The sequence below is a fragment of the Rickettsia aeschlimannii genome (assembly GCF_047973405.1).
In the GTDB taxonomy this organism is placed as follows: domain Bacteria; phylum Pseudomonadota; class Alphaproteobacteria; order Rickettsiales; family Rickettsiaceae; genus Rickettsia; species Rickettsia rickettsii.
In genome coordinates this window covers 1-18352 of sequence record NZ_JBFQGO010000007.1, presented here as the reverse complement: position 1 = coordinate 18352, position 18352 = coordinate 1, and the positions used below count along the sequence as shown (strand labels likewise).

The window sequence follows — 18352 nt, the reverse complement described above, 5'->3', positions numbered from 1 at the left end:
GTTAGCGCCTACGTTTGAGGTTGGAGTCGTTACGACCGAAGCATTCGGACCGTTAGGACTAAATCCGCCTGTGCCTGTTAACCGGAGTAGTCGGAGTATTAATTATATCCTGCCTGATTGCTAGGTGTTACGTCGTAGCCGCCCGGAGTAGTAGACGGAACATATATATTGTTAACTACACTACCGCTAGTTGGTGGCGGCTATAGAGGGCTAAAACCTCCAACACCCGGACCGATGGAAGGACCACATTGGGGTAATAAGCGGAGTAGTTATTCTACGTATTTCATTTGAAGGTCTTTGAATTATAGTATAGGTAATAGATGTTCAACTACTTCTCGTCTTTGCCCTACAGGGGTATTTACTATAACATTACCGACAGGAGTATTTATTAAAATTTTGATGATATTATCTATTGTTACATCTCCTGTTAGTTCTATCGGTAAAAGTACAAAGGAATTACTTGTAATTTGCCATCTGACAAAACCACCTTCATTAGCGGTTACATTAAAGGTAAGCTTGCAGCATTACCGACTATGATATTACCTCCTACCGTGGTGATGATAGGATAAGCACTACCCTCCCCAATAGCAAACGGATTATTTTGTGCAGTTAAAAATACTTTAATTGAAGAAACATTTGATAAATCAAAGGTACTACCGCTTGCGAGTACTATATTACCGCTATTAGCGTTGCCTGTTTGCCCTGCTTATAGTATCATAGAAGACATTTATAATAAGCTCACCAGTAGGAGTAGCAGAGCCTGTATAAATAACTTTATTATTACCAAGATCGAAAGTTATATTACTTCCTGAGATATTGCCCCTGACATTTACGCTAGTATTATCACAGGTAAACATCATTGTTGCTTGATCGGCAACTATAGTATTTGCTCCTAAATCCAATACAATAAAAGCGCTTTTCTTCGGTGCAAAAGTAATAGCATTAGTACCTGTTACCGCTTTTTGTGACCATACATCATCATCGAATTTATGACTACCGCCGTTAATCGGTGCTTGTACAAGTGCAGCATTAATGTATTACGCTGAAGAGTTGCTGCTGCTCCCTTTTTTGAAGTTCTCTGAAACGATTTTGTAATTAAATTTTGTTGTTGCTCTTGGCACTTTAACACCGCAGACCGTGACTGACGGAATGTCTAAACTTCTACTGTTATAACCGGTAAATACCGCTGATTTACCGGCATCAATAGTAATATCTTTAGCATAGGTATCCCCTTTTACCGTGCCTTTATTACTACTGAACTAGTTTAATGTTTAAATTCTCACCGCCTAAATCATCAGTAAAACCATTATTAGCGTTAAATATTGCCGTACCTTGATTATTAGTCTTGGTTGTTATACTCGAGTAAAAATCTTCGCTATCGATTGTGATTTTACTGTCTACACCGTTGAACTGAACGGTTTTAAGGTGATTTGAGTCTGAACCTACCGAACCACTACACCGCTAGCTCCAGTTGTTAAATCATTTGATATTGCAAGAGTATGGATTTTATTACCTGTGGTCGTAATTGATCCATTTATTATACTTAGTATTATTAAGGCTTAAAGTTGCAGACCGAGCAGTAGTAAATGAAATCGAGCCTGTTTTCACGGTACCTTGAATTGTAACATCACCCCCATCTATTTGAACTATATCGACCATTCCTTTAGTACCTATACTATCGGAATAAGTAATAGCGGTAGATTCATCAAAAATTACCACGCTCCCCTCAGGATTTATAGCTAAAGCAAAAGGAGAAAAGCTTGATCCTTCAGAAATATCTAAACTATTAGTTGTCCCCTTAAATTTTATGTCGCCACCATTTATTAATATTACATATCCTGCATTATAATACCTCCGGTACAATTTAATACATCACCGCTAATAGTTATATCACCAACTTTTGAAGTACTGCTACCTATAGCTCCACTAACACTGCTTGGACCGGTAAACATTAAATCCACAGCTTTACCACCTGTGATGTTAATACCACCGGTTAAATTAGTTGCTTGAGTAAACACTATATTACCCGTGCCGGTTCCTTGGATTTCAGCAATTGACATATTACCGCCGGCGTTAATCGTAACGGTACTGTTGTCAGCACCCGCTTTTAACATTGCAAGGTTCATAATTGTATTCGTTGAGTTTCCGTTACCGTCAACTGTACTATAGTACCGTTAGTACCTCCGGTACTTGTTATATTACCGGTAACAGCTGATGTTATATTATTTGCTATATCACTAGCAAATATTGCGGTACCGGCATTATTTTGGAAATTCATATTACCGTCATCTTTACAGCTCCAAGCTCGCTATTAATAGAACCGGAAGGAGTGGAGAAAAAACATTTGATCCAAACTGGTCCTATAGCAACTTTTGCAACGGATACGTCGATATTTGGGGTATTAAGAGCAGTTATTACCAGTATTCCGTGCCCTGTAAGTTGTACTTTACTCAGCAGATTTGCTTTTGTTCCGATAGCATACTTAATTAGCTGTACCATCTATTGTTAACTTGGTATTAGCATTTCTTGCATTTATCTCAACTACACCGGTATTTGGAACAACTGGCTCTATATTACCTGTTAGCTATATAGTACTGTTCTTGCCGCTAGCTACGGTAGTCATTAACTTTAAAACAGATGCGGGATTCACGAATGTAACACCTGGTGCATCTAATGGAAAATCACCGTTTAATGCATCAAAGGCATAAACGGCCGGTCCAGCATTAACCTCACCGATATTAATTTTGGCAATCTTAGCCGAGGTAAGTGATGCATCGGCAAAAACCCCGCCAACAGCAATATTAAGCACTGCAGTATTACTCACATCAAGTCCATTTGTACCTAACGTAGCATTAGTACCAACAACGCCGACATTACCACTAACATTTATAACAGCAAGGGGATTTGCTTTGTGCCAAGAGTTTCATTACCCAAATTACCCTGCAAAGTTAACACATTGTTATTAGGTATAGTACTAGAAGTACTACTTAAATTGACGCTACCGCCTTCACCGGCAAAACCATCGACACTATTCATAAAGGTAACTTGTTGATTTTTGCTAGTAGTTAAACCAAATACGGATTTAGTATTATTCAAATTAATAGCACTTCCTAGAGTTAAAGCCTTGTTAGATACATCTATCGTAAATGCTGCGGCTGCATTTCCCTGCCCGATATTAATTGTGTTTACCATACCTATACTTGAATCAGTAGCCGTTAAAGTAGTACCGGTAATGTTCCTGTGTTCCCGTTTTTGATTTGGCTGTTAAGTAAATAACCTGCAGGATTTGCTCCCGAAAACTCTAAAACACCGCCATTGGTAAAATCCATGTTACCGCTTGTTGTAAGCGAGTCTTGTAAACTCACCACAGCATTGTTACCAAGTATTAAAGAAGTAACGGATACACTTTTTTGAAAGATAACCGTTTTATTACCTGCTGCATTAACAGTAATTGTTCCAATATTATTTATGACCCGGTAACGTTACCGCCTCCTAAAAATACTAAATTACCGTTAGTTGCTGCACTACTTGTCACTGCTACTAAAGTACCGGTATCATTAACGTTAATCGTACCTGCAGACCCTTTAAAATCAGTCTATCCTGTAATAACTGTTGTGTTAATAGTTCCGGCCCCGTCAAAAGCTGCATTACCGGTAATATTTCCTGTAGATGTTCCTGTTCCGACAGTAACATTACTGGTAAAACCACCCGCAGCTGTAGCTACCACACCTGCATTATTTATGGTAAGAGTAGTCGCACTAGATGCTCCGATTATCACAACATTCCCTACTCTGTTAAGATTCAAAGCCGCAATACCTGTTACAGGTCCAAGCGTACCTGCTCCTAAAACATTAACAATGCCGTTAACACCTCCGCTACTTGTTACTGCCGCTAAACTACCGCCCGCAGCAAGGTTTATTGTACCAGCATTATTGCTCGTACTATTACCAACAAAATTTAATATATTCGCACCTCCTCCTAATTTATTATCTATATTACCACCGGTAGCCCCACCAACATTCTTACCATCAGCGATTGTTATTTGTGCAGCCGTACCGTTAAAATCTATATCAGAAATTACATCTTGCTGAAATCGTACTAACTAACGAGTTCTGCGTAAATTGTACTAATCCGCCCGCGCCGGTATCCAATTGCCGTTACCCAATCCACACCATACGGCGTGTCTACTCCTATATTAGGCTGATACTGGTTCCCTATCTGAATAGTTTGGGCAAAGATGGTTCCTGTAATTGTAGCTGGATTTTGATTTAGAGGAGCTCCTATCCCATCGGTAAAAAATTTGCTAAGCCTTATTGTCCCTCCTGTTCCATTACCGTTACCTGCATTAAGTGCAATTTCTCGGCTACCGGAAGCCACGTGTACTCTTAATTGACCATCTACATCATTTGCTGGAACTAGGTTGAAGCTAGCCTAGCCACAAATTCTGCGGCATTTGGCGATTCATTACTTACGTCATAAGTAGCATTTTGCCCGCCGAACTTGATACTATTTTCATAGGTTGTATATCCGTAACTTCATTAACGTAAAGACCTGCGGCTGGTGAAGTATTAGTAGCAAAATTAAGTAGCTGATTATTTGCAATATTAAAAGTTTTTGCCTTAATCCAAGTTGGATGTTTAAATTGAAAGTCAGTGTCAATTAAGATCAACAGGTATAACCGGTCCAAGAGTTATGTTATTTGGCACAGTCATTGTTGCATTATTAAAGGTATCTAAATATATATATAGCAGGAATTGCTGACACATTTGCAGTAAAATTATTCACTTCTATTTACTTCGCCAAGGGTTACAAATGAACCTGGTACATATGCTCCCCCATGCTCCTCTGCCAAAAGCACTACCATCAGCTACTGAGCCACCCCCTACTGTTACGATTCGGTTAGCAGTACCAAGGGCACTAGTGCTAGCAAGCATCAATGCTGCAGTTGATGCAAGCATGCTTTTTTTTATTAAATTTTTTATCGTTGACTTGACATAATATCTCCTAAATTTGGGCTTAATTTTTCTAACTTATGATTTTGTTATATAAATAACATATTATAGTTGAAAAACATTAATTAAATATTAAAATACCTATAAAAAATACTTATAAATAAGGTATTTTCTGTATAGAAAAAGTAACTTATGATTACTTGTTCTTGTTTAAAATAAATTAAACTTTATGTACTTTTTATAGAAATTCGGTAAATCGTATATAAAACTTAAGGAACACAATGGTAAAACCTATCTATTTTAGCTTCTTAGTGAAAACCGCAAAACTTTATTAATTTTTGTACCTCTTATGCCATTCCTGCGAAAGCAGGAATCCAGTAATCTTTAATGTCATCCCACATCTTGATTGCGGAATCTCAGGACACAGTCTGTTATACAAGATCGGGGTCAAGTCACGGTATGACAGCAAAAAGACTGGATTCCCACTTCCGCGGGTATAAACATAAGGGCCATACAACAAAGCCGCAGGACTGATACAATGACGCTTAGAACCTAACAAAACCACTTTTTCTAGGTAAAATCTATAAATTTTTACATAAACAAATTGATTTGCTACGAATAATAGAGTATATAGTATAGACATAATTAATTATCGGGGCGTAGCGCAGCCTGGTAGCGCATCTGGTTTGGGACCAGAGGGTCGGGAGTTCGAATCTCTCCGCCCCGACCATAAAAACATAAATTATAATGTCAAAAGACGACCTCATTCAGTTTACAGGTACAGTACTTGAACTTTTACCTAATGCTACTTTCAGAGTAAAACTTGAGAATGATCATGTAATTATTGCTCATACTTCCGGTAGGATGCGTAAAAATCGTATCAGAATATTACTAGGAGATAAAGTTATGGTAGAAATGACTCCTTATGATTTAACTAAGGGGCGTGTGATTCATCGTTACTAGTCTTTATAAGTATGAAGCAGAACAGAAAAAACCTACCGATTATATTAGCATCAAGCTCTCCTGCAAGAATTGAGTTACTAAACAAAATCAAAATTATCCCTTCACAAATTATTCCGGCAGATATAGACGAAACACCTAATTTGCGTGAATTACCAGCTCCCTTAACCATAAGACTTGCTTACAAAAAAGCTATAAAAATTGCATCTCAAATAGAGGAATCAGCTATAATTATAGCTGCCGATACCGTAGCGGCAGTAGGTAGAAGAATATTGCCGAAAGCTACTACTTATGAAGAAGTCAAGAATTGTATTAAGATGTTATCCGGGCGTCGTCATCGTGTCTATACCGGTTTATGTATTATCAAAAAAGAGAATGATCAGCTTACAGTTAGACAAAAAATAGTTCAGACTATTGTTAAGTTCAAAAAATTAAGTGATGAAGAGATTAATTTTTATTGTTCTTTGGATGAGGGAATAAATAAAGCCGGTGGATGTAAAATTTCCGGTTATGCAGAAGCTTTTATCTCATTTATTTCCGGCTCATATTCAAATGTTATGGGATTACCTTTATTTGAAACAGTAAATGCTCTAACTTCTTTAGGTTTTAGATGTTCAAGTGTCATTCCGCGACTTGATCGCGAAATCTAGTTAAAAATACTAAAGTTATTAATATAATAATTTGTTTTTCTAGACCCCGTGACGTGGTCAAGCCACGTGGTGACATTAAATGTTTTTGGATTCCTGCGATCCACGCACATAAATTACCTAGCTACTTAATTCCCAGGCTCATCCAAATGACTTCTCTCATAATTTTCATGACGCTCTTGAGCTTCAATACATAATGCAGCAATAGGTCGTGCTTCTAATCTTTTTATACCTATTGGGTCGCCTGTTTCTTCACAGTAACCGTATTCCCCATTTTTAATACGTGATAATGCTTCTTCTATTTTACTCATTAATTTACAATATCTATTTCTACTACGAAGCTCAAAAGCTCTTTCTGTTTCATGAGTAGCACAATCGTTAAGATCGGATTCTTTCAAATTTTCTTCCTTTAAATGATTTAAAGTCTCTTGCGATTCCTTTAATAAATCCTCTTTCCATCTTAAAAGTTTTTGTCTAAAATATTCTAGGTGATTAGGACACATATATTCTTCATCTTTAGAAGGTTTATATCCCATAGGTAATTTAGGTGTTTCTAGCATATTAATATCTCAATATTAGCTTTAATATATTATGTTTATAAGGTTTTTAAAATAATATAATATATCAATTAAAATTAACGCAAGAAGATTATGAATATTAATATATTTATTTTTTAATTGGATATGCGGTAGTATATACAGCTTCTAAATGCTTTATACTTGTTTTAGTATAGTTTTGTGTAGTAGATAGACTTTTATGACCTAATAACTCTTGAATAGAGCGTAAATCTGCACCATGCTCAAGCAAATGTGAAGCAAAACTATGTCTAAATGAATGAGCAGTTAAATGCTGCGGTAAACCATAAAAATGCTTTAATTTAATTAATTCACGATTAAATACCGGTGGCTGCAATTTCTTACCCTGCTTTCCTCTAAATATGGGTTCATTATCACCTAACTTATACGGCAATATTTCTAAATATTGGGTAATTAAATTTTTAGCAATCGGTAACCACGGAATTATTCTTTCTTTACTACCTTTACCTATTATTCTTATAAATTCTAGATTTTGTAGATGAAGTTTCGTAATTGATAATGCTTCCGATATACGTAGACCTGAAGCATATATAAGAACAAGTAGGGCTTTATTTCTAAGTTCTACCCACTTAACATTCCCGTATTCTTCAATATGTTCAAGTGATATTACTACATCATCTTCCGATAAAGCTTTTGGTAACAATTTAGTCTTTTTAGGAGATTTTATAGAAAAAATTATATGACTATTTAATTGTATTGTTTTCTCTAAAAACCTATAAAAATTTTTTACTGCAGATAAACCACGTGAAATTGAAGAAGTAGTAAAATTATCACAGTTACGTTTTGCAAGCCAACTTCGGATTAATCTTATATCTGCAGTTTTAATATGATTTATCGTTACAAACTCTGAATTATAATAATTCATAAACTCAAGAAAATGCTTAAGGTCATTATTATAAGAAATTACTGTATGATTAGAGTAATTTCTTTGCAAAACGAGGTATTTTTGCCACTTATTTATTAATGCTTGAATTGATGTATCTAACATTTATAAAAACTTAACTATTTTTAATATTATTCTTAATGCTAACAATTATTGACTCATAATGTGAAATAATACACAATTTTTAGATTTAATGAAATCCTATATGAATCCAGAATTTTATATGAGCTCTATGAAAAATATCCCTAGTGTAGATCCTATCTAGCATCTATCACAAATACAATGCAAAGAGCTATGAATATTCTTTTAATAACTAACCAAATTGCTACAGAAAGCATGCAATCTTTGCTTAAGAAAAATTCCGAAATTATACAAAATACTGTTAATACTATTTTGAATACTACTAAAGAAGCAGCAACTTCTAAAGATTTCAAACAAACTAGTGAATGTCATCAAAAATGTTTAAAATCTATTTATGAAACATCTATGGATTATGCTAAGGAATTAGCAAGTATTGCTTATGAGTCTTCAACCAAAATATTAGAAGCCGCAAATAAGCACATTGCCGAGAATGTTCATCATGCTTCTAATAATATGCAAAATATGGTAGAACAAGTACAAAAAAACTTCAACAAGAAATCTGCTTAATTTTCAACCTCATGAGCTAAGCGACTGAAGGCGTTGTTGCATAGCCGAAAAATGCATTTGATGTCATCCCCGCTTGCGCGGGAATCTAGAAAAAAGCGAAATTATTTGAGCTTTTAATATAAAAAATTAAATATATTTATATCTTTTAGCTACTGGATTCCTGCTTTCGTAGGAATGACATAGTGGAAATCTCCTCTCAGTTACTCGCCTTTCTGTTTAACCAATTTTGTAAATAAGATTCTGCTAGCTTTTGATCTTCTATAATAATTACATTTTCAGCATTACGTTTATCGGCAGCAGCCGTGAAATTAAACGAACCGGTTATTACTTTCTTTTTATCAATAATTATAACTTTATTATGAGCGATTCCCGGTACTTTATCTATACCTACATCAATTTTTGCTCGTTGTAATTCATGTAATTTAGAAAATTTTTGCTTTAAATTACTACGATCAAGCAATATTCTAACCTTTACTCCTCGCGCTTGTGCATTAATAAGTGCAGTAGTAATTAACGCATCGCTCATACCGTATGCCTGCATATAAATAGATTCTTCAGCTTTATCTATCTGATTGGCTATAAACTTAGTACAACCGGCAGGCGGAGTAAAACATGTACTAACTTTACTTCTTGAAAGCTCTGAAATATTGTAATGCTTTATTTGCAGAGCAGATAAAGCTAATGATTTTTGACTTATTAGATTAGTAAAATAATCCGGATTCTGTCCATAAATACCTAAAGCAATTCCTAAGATAAAGGCAATAGATATTTCTATAAATTTATTATTTTTTCTCTTCATGACTTATTTATATTTTAGGCGTTGCATAGATCGGCTTTTCCGTCATTGCGAGGAAAATTACAAAGTAATTGACGAAGCAATCTCATGAGATTGCCACGCAGCCTATGGCTGCTCGCAATGACGATTTAGTATCCCCACAAACACACCTACTTCCTTACGTAACTTTCTGGAGCTTCTTCAATAGCCTCTAGATTCTGATAATCTAAAGAATCTACTAGCTTATTATCATTATTTTTATAAGCCAATAATTCCACCATGAGCCTTTATATTCCGTAGCTTTCATAAGCCACTCATGACTACTTAAACTTAAGTTGTCATTAAGCCGATAATTATATTTAGCACTAGCGGGATGGTTAACTACACCTGCTACATGCCCTAAATCCGTGAGACAAAAAATCTTATGTCCGTTTAATAATTTTACTCCATCATATATTGAATGCCATGGAGATATATGATCTTCTTTTGCGGCTACGAAAAAAGAGTTACAACCGACTTTTCCAAGATCTATTTTTGTTCCGAGTATCTCTAAATTATTAGACTCTTTTAGCAAGTTATTGCAATATGTATTTTGTAAATATTCCTCATACATTTTTGCCGGCAAGTTAGTAGAATCCGCATTCCAATATAGTAAATCAAAAGGCATCGGTTTTTTACCGAGTAAGTAATTATTGACAAAAAACGTCCAAATTAAATCATTAGCCCTTAGTAAACTAAAGCTATTTGATAAATATTACCCATCAAAATAGTCTTTTAGTTTTATATCTTCCTTAATGTAGTTAATCGTAACTTCATTAAAAAATATTCCAAGCTAGCCGGGATGAGTATAATCAAGCAAAGTAGTAAAGAAAGTAGCACTATGAACGATGAACGGAGTCTATTTTTTTTGCTTTGAAGTAGGCGATAATTATAGCAAGGAATGTACCTCCCATGCAATATCCGACAAAATCAATTTTCTCAAAACCAAGATTTCTATAACATACTCAAAAGGTACTAAAATACCGTCCTTTAAATAATCCTCGAAGCCTTTTGCCGATAGAGAGATATCAGGATTAACCCATGAAATAAGAAAAACTTGAAAATTATTTTCTACTAAGAAAGATACTAAAGAATTATGCGGAGATAAATCGAGTATATAATATTTATTTATACATATAAGCATTATCCCTTTGCAAAGCTATTCGCTGTAAGCTCTCTTAACTTATTAATATATTCAATATTAAGCTGACAAAATTTTCAGGATTTGCCCAAAATTGTTCTACCATTAAAGAGGCTATAATTCTGTTTTTATCACTATCAATTAGACTCCTAGGGATCATACTCCCCCTACCTTACATGAAATGCGAAATAAGCTCTTGATATTTATCGGCAATTTCTTCGAAATTATTAATTATCGTCTCGTGCAGAATGTTATACATGTTTAGTTCCAAGATATTTCAAAAAATTAACAATTAGTATAAACAGTATACGAAGTTTAATTTGGAAAAGAGCAAGGCGTTTCATATTTTTTGACTGCAGCGTACATACTAGTACGTGAGGATCAAAAAATATGAAACAACGACGCCAATTTTTCAAATTAAACGAATATACCTTATATCTTTAAACTATTCCACATACTATTAACCTTGTCGATAACTTCCTGACTCATTTCTATTTTTTTACCCCATTTTCTATTTGTCTCAGGGTATATTTTATCGGTTGCATCTATTCCCATTTTACTACCAAGGCCTGACTCAGGAGATGCAAAATCCAAATAATCTATCGGGGAATTATCTATAAAGCTCGTATCACGCCTTGGATCGCTTCTTGTTGCTATTGCCCAAATTACTTCTTGCCAATTACGAACATCAATATCGTCATCTACAACTATAATAAACTTACTATACATAAGGTGCCGTAAGTAAGACCAAATCCCAAGCATTATTCTTTTAACATGACCAGGATAGGATTTTTTAATCGATACTATCGCAACTCTATATGAACAACCTTCAGGTGGAAGCCAAAAATCGACTATTTCCGGAAATTGTTGCTGCAATATAGGAATAAAAATTTCATTTAATGCTTCACCTAAGATTGATGGCTCATCAGGCGGTTTTCCTGTATAGGTGCTTAAATATACTGGATTTTTCTTCATCGTTATTGCGGTAACCGTAAATACAGGAAATTCCTCAACATCATTATAATATCCGGTGTGATCCCCAAAAGGACCTTCAGGCAAATACTCCTCTAAACTTACATAACCTTCCAGCACTATTTCACTATGTGCAGGTACTTTGAGGCCAATAGTTTTGCATTGTACCAACTCTACTTTTTCATTACCGAGTAAACCAGCAAAATTATACTCCGAGATATTCTCAGGTATCGGCGTAACTGCTGCCAAAGTTACTACTGGATTTGCCCCGATAACAATAGCAGCAGGAAAAGGTTCTTTTTTCGCCCCTTTCCAACGTTTATGATGCTCTGCTCCACCCCGTAACTTTAACCAACGCATCAATAGCTTATTTTCTGAAATAACCTGCATTCTATATATGCCAAGGTTGTAATTATCGATTTTATCTTTTGTTGGACCTTTAGTAACTACTATACCCCAAGTAATTAAAGACGAAATATCATCAGGCCAACATCTTTGGATCGGCAATATATTGATATTCGGTTTGTTAATGATGATTTCATGACAAGTTGCTTTTGATACGGTTTTAGGAGACATAGCAAATATACGCTTAGCAAGTGGTAACATTGACAATGTTTCTTTAAAAGATGCGGGAGATTGTGGCTGTTTAAGGAATGCTAGTAAAACACCAAGTTCTCTTAATTCTTTGGGTGACTTAAGTTTAAGCCCCATACAAATACGATTTATACTAGCATAAAGATTAGTTAGAACAGGTATGTCGGACTTAATACCGTCGGCTTTTATAACATTTTCAAAAAGTAATGCAGGTCCGCCTTGTGCTAATACTCTTCTACTAATTTCAGTAATTTCTAAGTCAGTTTTAACCTCAAGAGCAATACGCTTTAACTCACCGTTTTTTTCTAAAAATTTTAAAAACTCTGGTAAATCTTTAAAGCTCATAGTTTTATTTTTTTGTTTATAATGTGCGGCTTATTTTATCGTCATTGCGAGCAGCCATAGGCTGCGTGGCAATCTCATTAAATATCCTGAGATTGCTTCATCAATTACTTCGTAATTTCCTCGCAATGACGATACAGTATGATCTGATGGATTCCGCTACTTACTAAAATTAGCTTTTACCTGCATATCATTCTGAATAATTGTGTAGTTAATTAGCTCGTCAATTACAGAATTTTTAATATTATATATTATATTTTTTTCTGAATTGACATGAATATTTTTAGCTGTTAATTCATCGATACTTCTAGATTTAATATGTGCAAAATATACTTCATCACCTACTTGAAATACAGGCGTATTACTTCCTATTTTAGTATTAAAAATTGATAATAATATTTCAGGAGTTAGTGTTAGATCATTTTCCATTTTGGATCTAATATAGCTTTTTTTACTTATTTTTATTCCGGTAGCTTTAAGCTCTTTTATATTCTCTTGATCTGAATCATATTCCTTTGCTAAATCCTTGATAATTTTTAAGTTTACATCTGCAATATTACGCTTTATCCAAGCTTTATTTACCTGCTCTTTAATAGCATCAAATTCAGGTATTTTTGCTGGCTGAATAGATTTTAATTCTACCAATATAAGATAGCTTTTATCCTCTGTTTCTATAGGATAAGATAATTCACCTTCCGAAAGCTCAAAAATACTATCGGCATTTTCAGCAATTATTTTATCTTCAATAAGCTCTGCATAACTGATATAGTTAACGTTTTGTATCGGTAGCTTATATTTTTCAGCAATTTCAACTAAGCTAGAACCGGCTGCCGTCTCATCTTCCAGCTTTTTAGCAAACTCCATATTAATTATGTCGATTTTTTGAGCCTTTAATAAATCATGTAATTGTTTTTGTACCGCCTCAAAACTTTGATCACCGAATTCATCTTTATTTTCATTATAAAATTCTAACAACTCATCTTGAGTAACTGAGACTTTTAAATCCTTAATATTAGCTTTAATATAAGAAAAGCTGCGTTTCTCAGGTACCTCAAACGCGGTTTTATTATCTTGGTAAAAATCCTTTAATTGCTGATCGGTAGGAGTAGGGATTTGTAAATCTTTCGGTTTATTTTGTAAATCTATTTGTATTAATTCTACTTCTCTTTTTTCAGCCATATAATCTACTATATTGTCAGTCATAATTTTAGGAACATAGAAACTTTCTACAAAAGTACCGACAAAAATATTTTTTAGAGCTTTTTCTTTGAAGTTTAATAAATATTTTTCTTCATCCATATAAGAATTTCTAAAATAAGTTTTAAAAATTTTTATATTGAAAACACCTTGCTCATTTTTAAAAACCGGTGATTCTTTAACTAAAATTTTAACTGTATCATCACTTAGATCTAAGTCATAATAACTCACTAAATAATCTAAGACATTATCGTAAACAAGCCTTTTTAGGATTCGGTTATCAATATTTAACTGTGCTATTTCTTCATCCGTTAAATTTGTTCCCGTTTGCTTACTTATAGCATTAATTTCTAAAGATTTTGCTCTCAAAAAATCTTCTTGAGAGATATTTTTCACATGAGAAAAAGTAACAATATCGCCGCTTCTTCTTCCGTTTAATACATCTTTAATACCAAAACCAACAAAAGCAAAAGCTATCATTGCGAATAAAACCCGCATTATAAAACTATCGGCAGTTTTTCTAATATTATCTAACATAATTTTTTATTTAAGTTTTTATCGTCATTGCAAGGAAATTACGAAGTAAGTGACGAAGCAATCTCAGGATATTTGACGAGATTGCCACGTCGCTTCGCTCCTCGCAATGACACTTCTCAAGACTACATTATAAAGCAAAAAAGCCTATATAGTCAAACTATATAGGCTTTTTTTATGATTATAGAACGGTTAATTAAAAATTAACACGAACTTTTACACTACCTTGCTGAGCGAAATACTTACTTCCGATATTGGTATCGTAGTTAATCCCATATTCCATCATTTTATGCTTAGCAGTAACACCGACACCGACATTAAAACTTGTTTTGCTTTGCTTAAAGCTGTTGGTTGGGAGAGAAGCAGTCATACCTTGTAATCTTGCATCAATCGCCGGAACTTTATTCTTGAATGCATAATCGACCATTGCGTAAAGCTCAGGTGTTAGCACTATTTCATTAACATTGATATTACTTGATACTTTAGCACCGAGTAAACCGTCGAAAGTATTATAGTTCTTGCCTTTAACGGTAAGATTTTGGTAAGTAGTACCTGTTTCCTTATAACCCTTATCTTTGATAGTCGAATATCTAAGCCCAGCTAGCGGTGTTAAGTTAATGTTCTCAGGCATCATATAGGTATAACCAGCCATTAACTGACCTATATAGCTTTCGGATTTATACTTACCGTTTGCAGTTTGATAACCGACAGTCTCTAGTGCCGTTGCAATAACACGTCTTGATTTGCTGCTTATCTTATTATCTGAGTAAGATGCTATAGCTTCAACGAAGAGATTTTTATAAGGTACATTATATAAACCGTATAAAGAATAGATGTTGCTCTCTACCTTATTCTTATCGCCCGTTTTATTATTTTTTAGCTTAATGTCAGTATCGGCTCTTGTATATGCAAGTCCGAGTGCTAGATCATCCCTAACTAAGCCGTCAAAACCTATAGTGCCACCAGTTGTATCAGACTTATAACCACTTATATTGTTACACATCTTCTGCGTTGCATTACCGACAAACGGGCTTATCCACGCACCAAACTTAGCATCCATATCTTCATCACCGGAAGAAACAGGACCTTTATTCGCTGCTTGTACTTTATCCATTCTAGCATTTAGAGCAGTTATATTACTTGATATATTACTCGCTACAACTTGATTATTAACGGCAGCTATAGTATCGCTAGGTTTTACAACATCTTGCATGAGGTGAGTTGTAGCATCTGCTTCCTGTAGCGGTGTCATTAGACCAAAGTTATTGAAAGCTTGACGTGCATCTGAACCATTGGGAGCATTCTCCATTAACTCAAGCGATTTCTTTATATTTCCAGCATTTGGGATATTTGCAAGCGGTCCACCCGGTTCAAAATCTTCATCTATAACATCTACAGCTATATCCTCTGCAAATAACGTTAAAGTCGATGCATCAAAAGTAAAGTCAACAAAACGGTTGTCATTATTAATAGTTATTTTAACATTCTCTTCAGGAGTAGGCTTTAAACCACCTGCTGTTTCTGCAGATATTACCGTATATTTTGTATCTGGGCTTATATTATTAATGTCGAAATTAGTAGCAGTAACAACAAGTGCTAAAGTTGAAACCCCTGATAAATCAAGAGTACTACCTGATTTAATTAAGATATTACCACCTGACTTAGCCGCTCCGTCAAAAGTAGTATTTAAGGTTAGCGTATCGGTAAAACTACTGGTGCCAGTACATGTTACTTGATTTGCACCTAAAGTAAGTGTAGTACCGCTACCTGTTATATTACTATTAAAGTCTAGGCTATTGCCGAAATTAATAGTAGCACTGTTAGCTACAAAGCTGGTAGCCGTTACATTTTTAGCAAAATTAGTGATAGAACCTTTGGCTAAAGTAACCGCACCTGTATTAGTAAACGTATTAGCAAAACTTGTAGTACCGCCAAGTGTCGCCGTACCTTTTGCGTTAACACTGCTTGCAAAACTTGTAGCACCTGCCGTTGTGATATCACCAACCAAATTAGCCGCAGTCCCTACAACACCACTAACACTACCACCATTCGTGAAGTTTAGCTTCAGAGCCTGACCACCGGTTTTATTTATGCTGCCTGTTAAGTTAAAGTTTGCAGGTAATGTTAAAGTATTTGTACCTGTACCTTGGATTTCGCTGATTTTAACGTCACCGCCTTTGGCAATAGTTACATTTCCTGCACCTACTTTTAACATAGCAATCCCGTTTACGCTATTAAGATTACTTGCACCTAAAACTATTAACGTACCGTTATTAGTACCACCGGTATTTTGGACTGCTCCCGCAACATTTACATTGTTATTTAATGTTACCGTACAGTTTTTTGCATTAAAATCTAAGAAACCACCAATATTACCACCGGCTTGAGTTAATTGAACAGCATCATTAAGTAAAACTACGTTTGCCGTAGTAGCTCCAAGTTCTAATCGACCTGTAGTATCAAGCACTATATTTGTTGTATTAAAAGTGGTATCTGCCGCACCGAAATCTCCCGCTCCTTTGAAAACTATAGCTTGTAACTTATGAGCTCCACCAAGCGTCTTGCCTCCGGCTATCGTTAATTTTTTTCCTGCAGTTACAGAATTTAATGTTACTATACCCTCATCGTCATTATCAGGGTCTATATTCGCACCTAGTGTGATCGTACGGTCGTTTCCTGAACTATTTTGTAATATTAATTGAGCATCCGCATGTGCAAATTGAATATTTCCTGCCGGTACATTTAAATTACCATTATTTGCATCAATCGTATAAGTAGCATCGTTTATTTGTATAGCACCAGCATTAAATGCTGTACTACTAGTAAAATCTGCATTATTATTAATAAGCACGTTCTGTATACCTCCTAAATTTACATCGTCGGTTATTGTAACAGCATTATAAATAAGTAAAGTGTTAAATTTATTACCGCCTCCATCACCGATATTTCTAGCGGTACCTGCTACATTACTCCCGATATTCAGGCCATTAACCCCACCATCAAAGACTACACCACCTTCATTAGCACCGGGAGCTACTAAATCAGCTGCTAACAATACATTTTTTACTCCGACTCCGGTTAAGTTAGAAAGTGCTAAAGCAGAATCTAGAGCTCCAAAATTAATATCTTGAGCATTTAATATAGTAACATCACCAGCACTTGCATCAATTGCAAAAAGATTACCGGCTCCAATATTGATTTCCGCAACTGTTCCTATAGTTGAATGATATACCGTAAGTGACTTTGTATTAACATTTAATATAGCGTTATTACCGTTTGCTACAGCTCCTTTAAAATAATAAGGGATTATGTTACCACCACCATCAAGAGGTCCGTTAAACTCTAAAGTACTGCCGACTCCAAAATCTATATTATTCGCAGCTAGGCTTCCTCCAGCCTGTAATGTTATTCCTGCTCCTACATTCACTGTTGCTAATGCTGCCGTATTACCTATATTGCCAGTTACTGTACTATTACCGGTAAACGTTGCTATACCATTATTTGCATTACCGGTATTATCTATCGCTCCGGTCACCACTACAGGATTCGTAAATGTCACTGCTGACGCAGCATCCGTTAAGTTTATTGCATTCGCTTTTACCACTCCGCCTTGTACTTGTAGCAAACCTGCTCCTACATTCACTGTTGCTAATGCTGCCGTATTACCTATATTGCCAGTTACTGTACTATTACCGGTAAACGTTGCTATACCATTATTTGCATTACCGGTATTATCTATCGCTCCGGTCACCACTACAGGATTCGTAAATGTCACTGCTGACGCAGCATCCGTTAAGTTTATTGCATTCGCTTTTACCACTCCGCCTTGTACTTGTAGCAAACCTGCTCCTACATTCACTGTTGCTAATGCTGCCGTATTACCTATATTGCCAGTTACTGTACTATTACCGGTAAACGTTGCTATACCATTATTTGCATTACCGGTATTATCTATCGCTCCGGTCACCACTACAGGATTCGTAAATGTCACTGCTGACGCAGCATCTGTTAAATCAATCGTAGTAGCTTTAATAACCGCTCCCCCTAACGTGGCTGTACCTGCTCCTACACT

At 35.2% G+C, this 18352-nt stretch carries 21 protein-coding genes, 1 tRNA gene and 3 pseudogenes; 6 read left to right on the top strand and 19 right to left on the bottom strand.

The genetic code is table 11. The features are described 5' to 3' along the window. The first annotated feature begins 297 nt into the window (after positions 1-297). A complete protein-coding gene (locus AB4K15_RS06185; RefSeq protein ID WP_500225301.1) occupies positions 298-537 on the top strand; it encodes a hypothetical protein in 240 nt (79 codons plus the stop codon). Between the two features lie 146 nt (positions 538-683). Here AB4K15_RS06185 and AB4K15_RS06180 read toward each other — a convergent pair whose 3' ends face one another. From AB4K15_RS06180 to AB4K15_RS06145, 8 genes are all read right to left on the bottom strand, one after another. Then, on the bottom strand, positions 684-902 hold the full coding sequence (locus AB4K15_RS06180; RefSeq protein ID WP_500225298.1) for a hypothetical protein: 219 nt from the start codon (positions 900-902) through the stop codon (positions 684-686). A gap of 607 nt (positions 903-1509) precedes the next feature. Further along, on the bottom strand, positions 1510-1863 hold the full coding sequence (locus AB4K15_RS06175) for a hypothetical protein (protein WP_500225295.1): 354 nt from the start codon (positions 1861-1863) through the stop codon (positions 1510-1512). Further along, positions 1830-2114: a hypothetical protein gene (locus AB4K15_RS06170; RefSeq protein WP_500225294.1), complete on the bottom strand. Its 285-nt coding sequence runs from the start codon at positions 2112-2114 to the stop codon at positions 1830-1832. The genes AB4K15_RS06175 and AB4K15_RS06170 overlap by 34 nt, the downstream gene beginning before the upstream one ends. Positions 2115-2122: 8 nt before the next feature. Further along, complete coding sequence (locus AB4K15_RS06165; protein ID WP_500225293.1) at positions 2123-2278, bottom strand: hypothetical protein; 156 nt, start codon at positions 2276-2278, stop codon at positions 2123-2125. Then, entirely contained in the window at positions 2275-2499 is a 225-nt protein-coding gene (locus tag AB4K15_RS06160; protein ID WP_500225291.1) for a hypothetical protein, read from the bottom strand. Before AB4K15_RS06160 ends, AB4K15_RS06165 begins: the two co-directional genes overlap by 4 nt. A gap of 85 nt (positions 2500-2584) precedes the next feature. Next, a complete protein-coding gene (locus AB4K15_RS06155) occupies positions 2585-2824 on the bottom strand; it encodes a hypothetical protein (RefSeq protein WP_500225290.1) in 240 nt (79 codons plus the stop codon). A gap of 62 nt (positions 2825-2886) precedes the next feature. Then, entirely contained in the window at positions 2887-3192 is a 306-nt protein-coding gene (locus AB4K15_RS06150; RefSeq protein ID WP_500225760.1) for a hypothetical protein, read from the bottom strand. Positions 3193-3215: 23 nt separating this feature from the next. Further along, positions 3216-3365 carry a hypothetical protein gene (locus AB4K15_RS06145; protein WP_500225285.1) on the bottom strand — a complete coding sequence of 50 codons (150 nt, stop codon included), beginning with the start codon at positions 3363-3365 and terminating at the stop codon, positions 3216-3218. Positions 3366-3410: 45 nt separating this feature from the next. On the opposite strand from AB4K15_RS06145, the gene AB4K15_RS06140 reads away from it, so the two are divergent. Continuing rightward, positions 3411-4091 carry a hypothetical protein gene (locus AB4K15_RS06140; protein ID WP_500225282.1) on the top strand — a complete coding sequence of 227 codons (681 nt, stop codon included), beginning with the start codon at positions 3411-3413 and terminating at the stop codon, positions 4089-4091. A gap of 7 nt (positions 4092-4098) precedes the next feature. On the opposite strand, the gene AB4K15_RS06135 is transcribed toward AB4K15_RS06140, so the two are convergent. From AB4K15_RS06135 to AB4K15_RS06125, 3 genes and pseudogenes are all read right to left on the bottom strand, one after another. After that, positions 4099-4377 carry a hypothetical protein gene (locus AB4K15_RS06135; RefSeq protein WP_048751024.1) on the bottom strand — a complete coding sequence of 93 codons (279 nt, stop codon included), beginning with the start codon at positions 4375-4377 and terminating at the stop codon, positions 4099-4101. Between the two features lie 91 nt (positions 4378-4468). Then, positions 4469-4669, bottom strand: coding sequence for a hypothetical protein (locus AB4K15_RS06130; protein WP_084698749.1), 201 nt, complete (start codon positions 4667-4669; stop codon positions 4469-4471). After that, positions 4666-4934 (bottom strand): annotated as a pseudogene (locus AB4K15_RS06125) (cell surface protein). Before AB4K15_RS06125 ends, AB4K15_RS06130 begins: the two are co-directional and overlap by 4 nt. Positions 4935-5605: 671 nt before the next feature. Between AB4K15_RS06125 and AB4K15_RS06120 the strand changes: the two are divergent. The 3 genes from AB4K15_RS06120 (at position 5606) to AB4K15_RS06110 (ending at position 6562) form a co-directional block, all read left to right on the top strand. Then, a tRNA-Pro gene (locus tag AB4K15_RS06120) sits at positions 5606-5682 on the top strand. A 17-nt stretch (positions 5683-5699) separates the two neighbouring features. Continuing rightward, positions 5700-5915 carry a translation initiation factor IF-1 gene (gene infA / locus AB4K15_RS06115; RefSeq protein WP_032073653.1) on the top strand — a complete coding sequence of 72 codons (216 nt, stop codon included), beginning with the start codon at positions 5700-5702 and terminating at the stop codon, positions 5913-5915. Positions 5916-5926: 11 nt separating this feature from the next. After that, positions 5927-6562, top strand: a complete 636-nt coding sequence (locus tag AB4K15_RS06110; protein ID WP_032073654.1) for a Maf family nucleotide pyrophosphatase — start codon at positions 5927-5929, stop codon at positions 6560-6562. A 125-nt stretch (positions 6563-6687) separates the two neighbouring features. Here the strand turns inward: AB4K15_RS06110 and dksA are convergent, their stop codons facing one another. Beyond that, positions 6688-7119, bottom strand: a complete 432-nt coding sequence (dksA, locus tag AB4K15_RS06105) for an RNA polymerase-binding protein DksA (protein ID WP_032073655.1) — start codon at positions 7117-7119, stop codon at positions 6688-6690. Positions 7120-7225: 106 nt separating this feature from the next. Further along, positions 7226-8143 (bottom strand): tyrosine recombinase XerC, encoded by a 918-nt coding sequence (locus AB4K15_RS06100; protein WP_032073656.1) that lies wholly within the window; start codon positions 8141-8143, stop codon positions 7226-7228. A gap of 100 nt (positions 8144-8243) precedes the next feature. On the opposite strand from AB4K15_RS06100, the pseudogene AB4K15_RS06095 reads away from it, so the two are divergent. Next, positions 8244-8686 (top strand): annotated as a pseudogene (locus AB4K15_RS06095) (phasin family protein). 196 nt (positions 8687-8882) lie between these two features. Here AB4K15_RS06095 and pld read toward each other — a convergent pair. The 6 genes and pseudogenes from pld to AB4K15_RS06065 form a co-directional block, all read right to left on the bottom strand. Next, positions 8883-9485, bottom strand: coding sequence for a phospholipase D (gene pld, locus AB4K15_RS06090; RefSeq protein ID WP_500225281.1), 603 nt, complete (start codon positions 9483-9485; stop codon positions 8883-8885). A gap of 427 nt (positions 9486-9912) precedes the next feature. After that, a pseudogene (locus AB4K15_RS06085) lies at positions 9913-10173 on the bottom strand (PHA/PHB synthase family protein); the annotation flags it as partial. A 216-nt stretch (positions 10174-10389) separates the two neighbouring features. After that, positions 10390-10644, bottom strand: a complete 255-nt coding sequence (locus tag AB4K15_RS06080) for a PHA/PHB synthase family protein (protein ID WP_032073658.1) — start codon at positions 10642-10644, stop codon at positions 10390-10392. A gap of 429 nt (positions 10645-11073) precedes the next feature. Beyond that, positions 11074-12552, bottom strand: coding sequence for a UbiD family decarboxylase (locus tag AB4K15_RS06075; RefSeq protein WP_032073659.1), 1479 nt, complete (start codon positions 12550-12552; stop codon positions 11074-11076). 156 nt (positions 12553-12708) lie between these two features. After that, complete coding sequence (locus AB4K15_RS06070; RefSeq protein ID WP_500225279.1) at positions 12709-14283, bottom strand: SurA N-terminal domain-containing protein; 1575 nt, start codon at positions 14281-14283, stop codon at positions 12709-12711. A 193-nt stretch (positions 14284-14476) separates the two neighbouring features. Next, on the bottom strand, positions 14477-18352 hold a 3876-nt coding region (locus AB4K15_RS06065), incomplete at its 5' end, for an autotransporter outer membrane beta-barrel domain-containing protein (RefSeq protein ID WP_500225757.1).

Coding starts and splice junctions, on each gene's coding strand:
- AB4K15_RS06170 (WP_500225294.1), bottom strand. CDS start 2,114: ATGTTAAAAGCGGGTGCTGACAACAGTACCGTTACGATTAACGCCGGC.
- AB4K15_RS06165 (WP_500225293.1), bottom strand. CDS start 2,278: ATGAATTTCCAAAATAATGCCGGTACCGCAATATTTGCTAGTGATATA.
- AB4K15_RS06160 (WP_500225291.1), bottom strand. CDS start 2,499: ATGGTACAGCTAATTAAGTATGCTATCGGAACAAAAGCAAATCTGCTG.
- AB4K15_RS06150 (WP_500225760.1), bottom strand. CDS start 3,192: ATGGTAAACACAATTAATATCGGGCAGGGAAATGCAGCCGCAGCATTT.
- infA (WP_032073653.1), top strand. CDS start 5,700: ATGTCAAAAGACGACCTCATTCAGTTTACAGGTACAGTACTTGAACTT.
- AB4K15_RS06110 (WP_032073654.1), top strand. CDS start 5,927: ATGAAGCAGAACAGAAAAAACCTACCGATTATATTAGCATCAAGCTCT.
- dksA (WP_032073655.1), bottom strand. CDS start 7,119: ATGCTAGAAACACCTAAATTACCTATGGGATATAAACCTTCTAAAGAT.
- AB4K15_RS06100 (WP_032073656.1), bottom strand. CDS start 8,143: ATGTTAGATACATCAATTCAAGCATTAATAAATAAGTGGCAAAAATAC.
- pld (WP_500225281.1), bottom strand. CDS start 9,485: ATGAAGAGAAAAAATAATAAATTTATAGAAATATCTATTGCCTTTATC.
- AB4K15_RS06080 (WP_032073658.1), bottom strand. CDS start 10,644: ATGCTTATATGTATAAATAAATATTATATACTCGATTTATCTCCGCAT.
- AB4K15_RS06075 (WP_032073659.1), bottom strand. CDS start 12,552: ATGAGCTTTAAAGATTTACCAGAGTTTTTAAAATTTTTAGAAAAAAAC.
- AB4K15_RS06070 (WP_500225279.1), bottom strand. CDS start 14,283: ATGTTAGATAATATTAGAAAAACTGCCGATAGTTTTATAATGCGGGTT.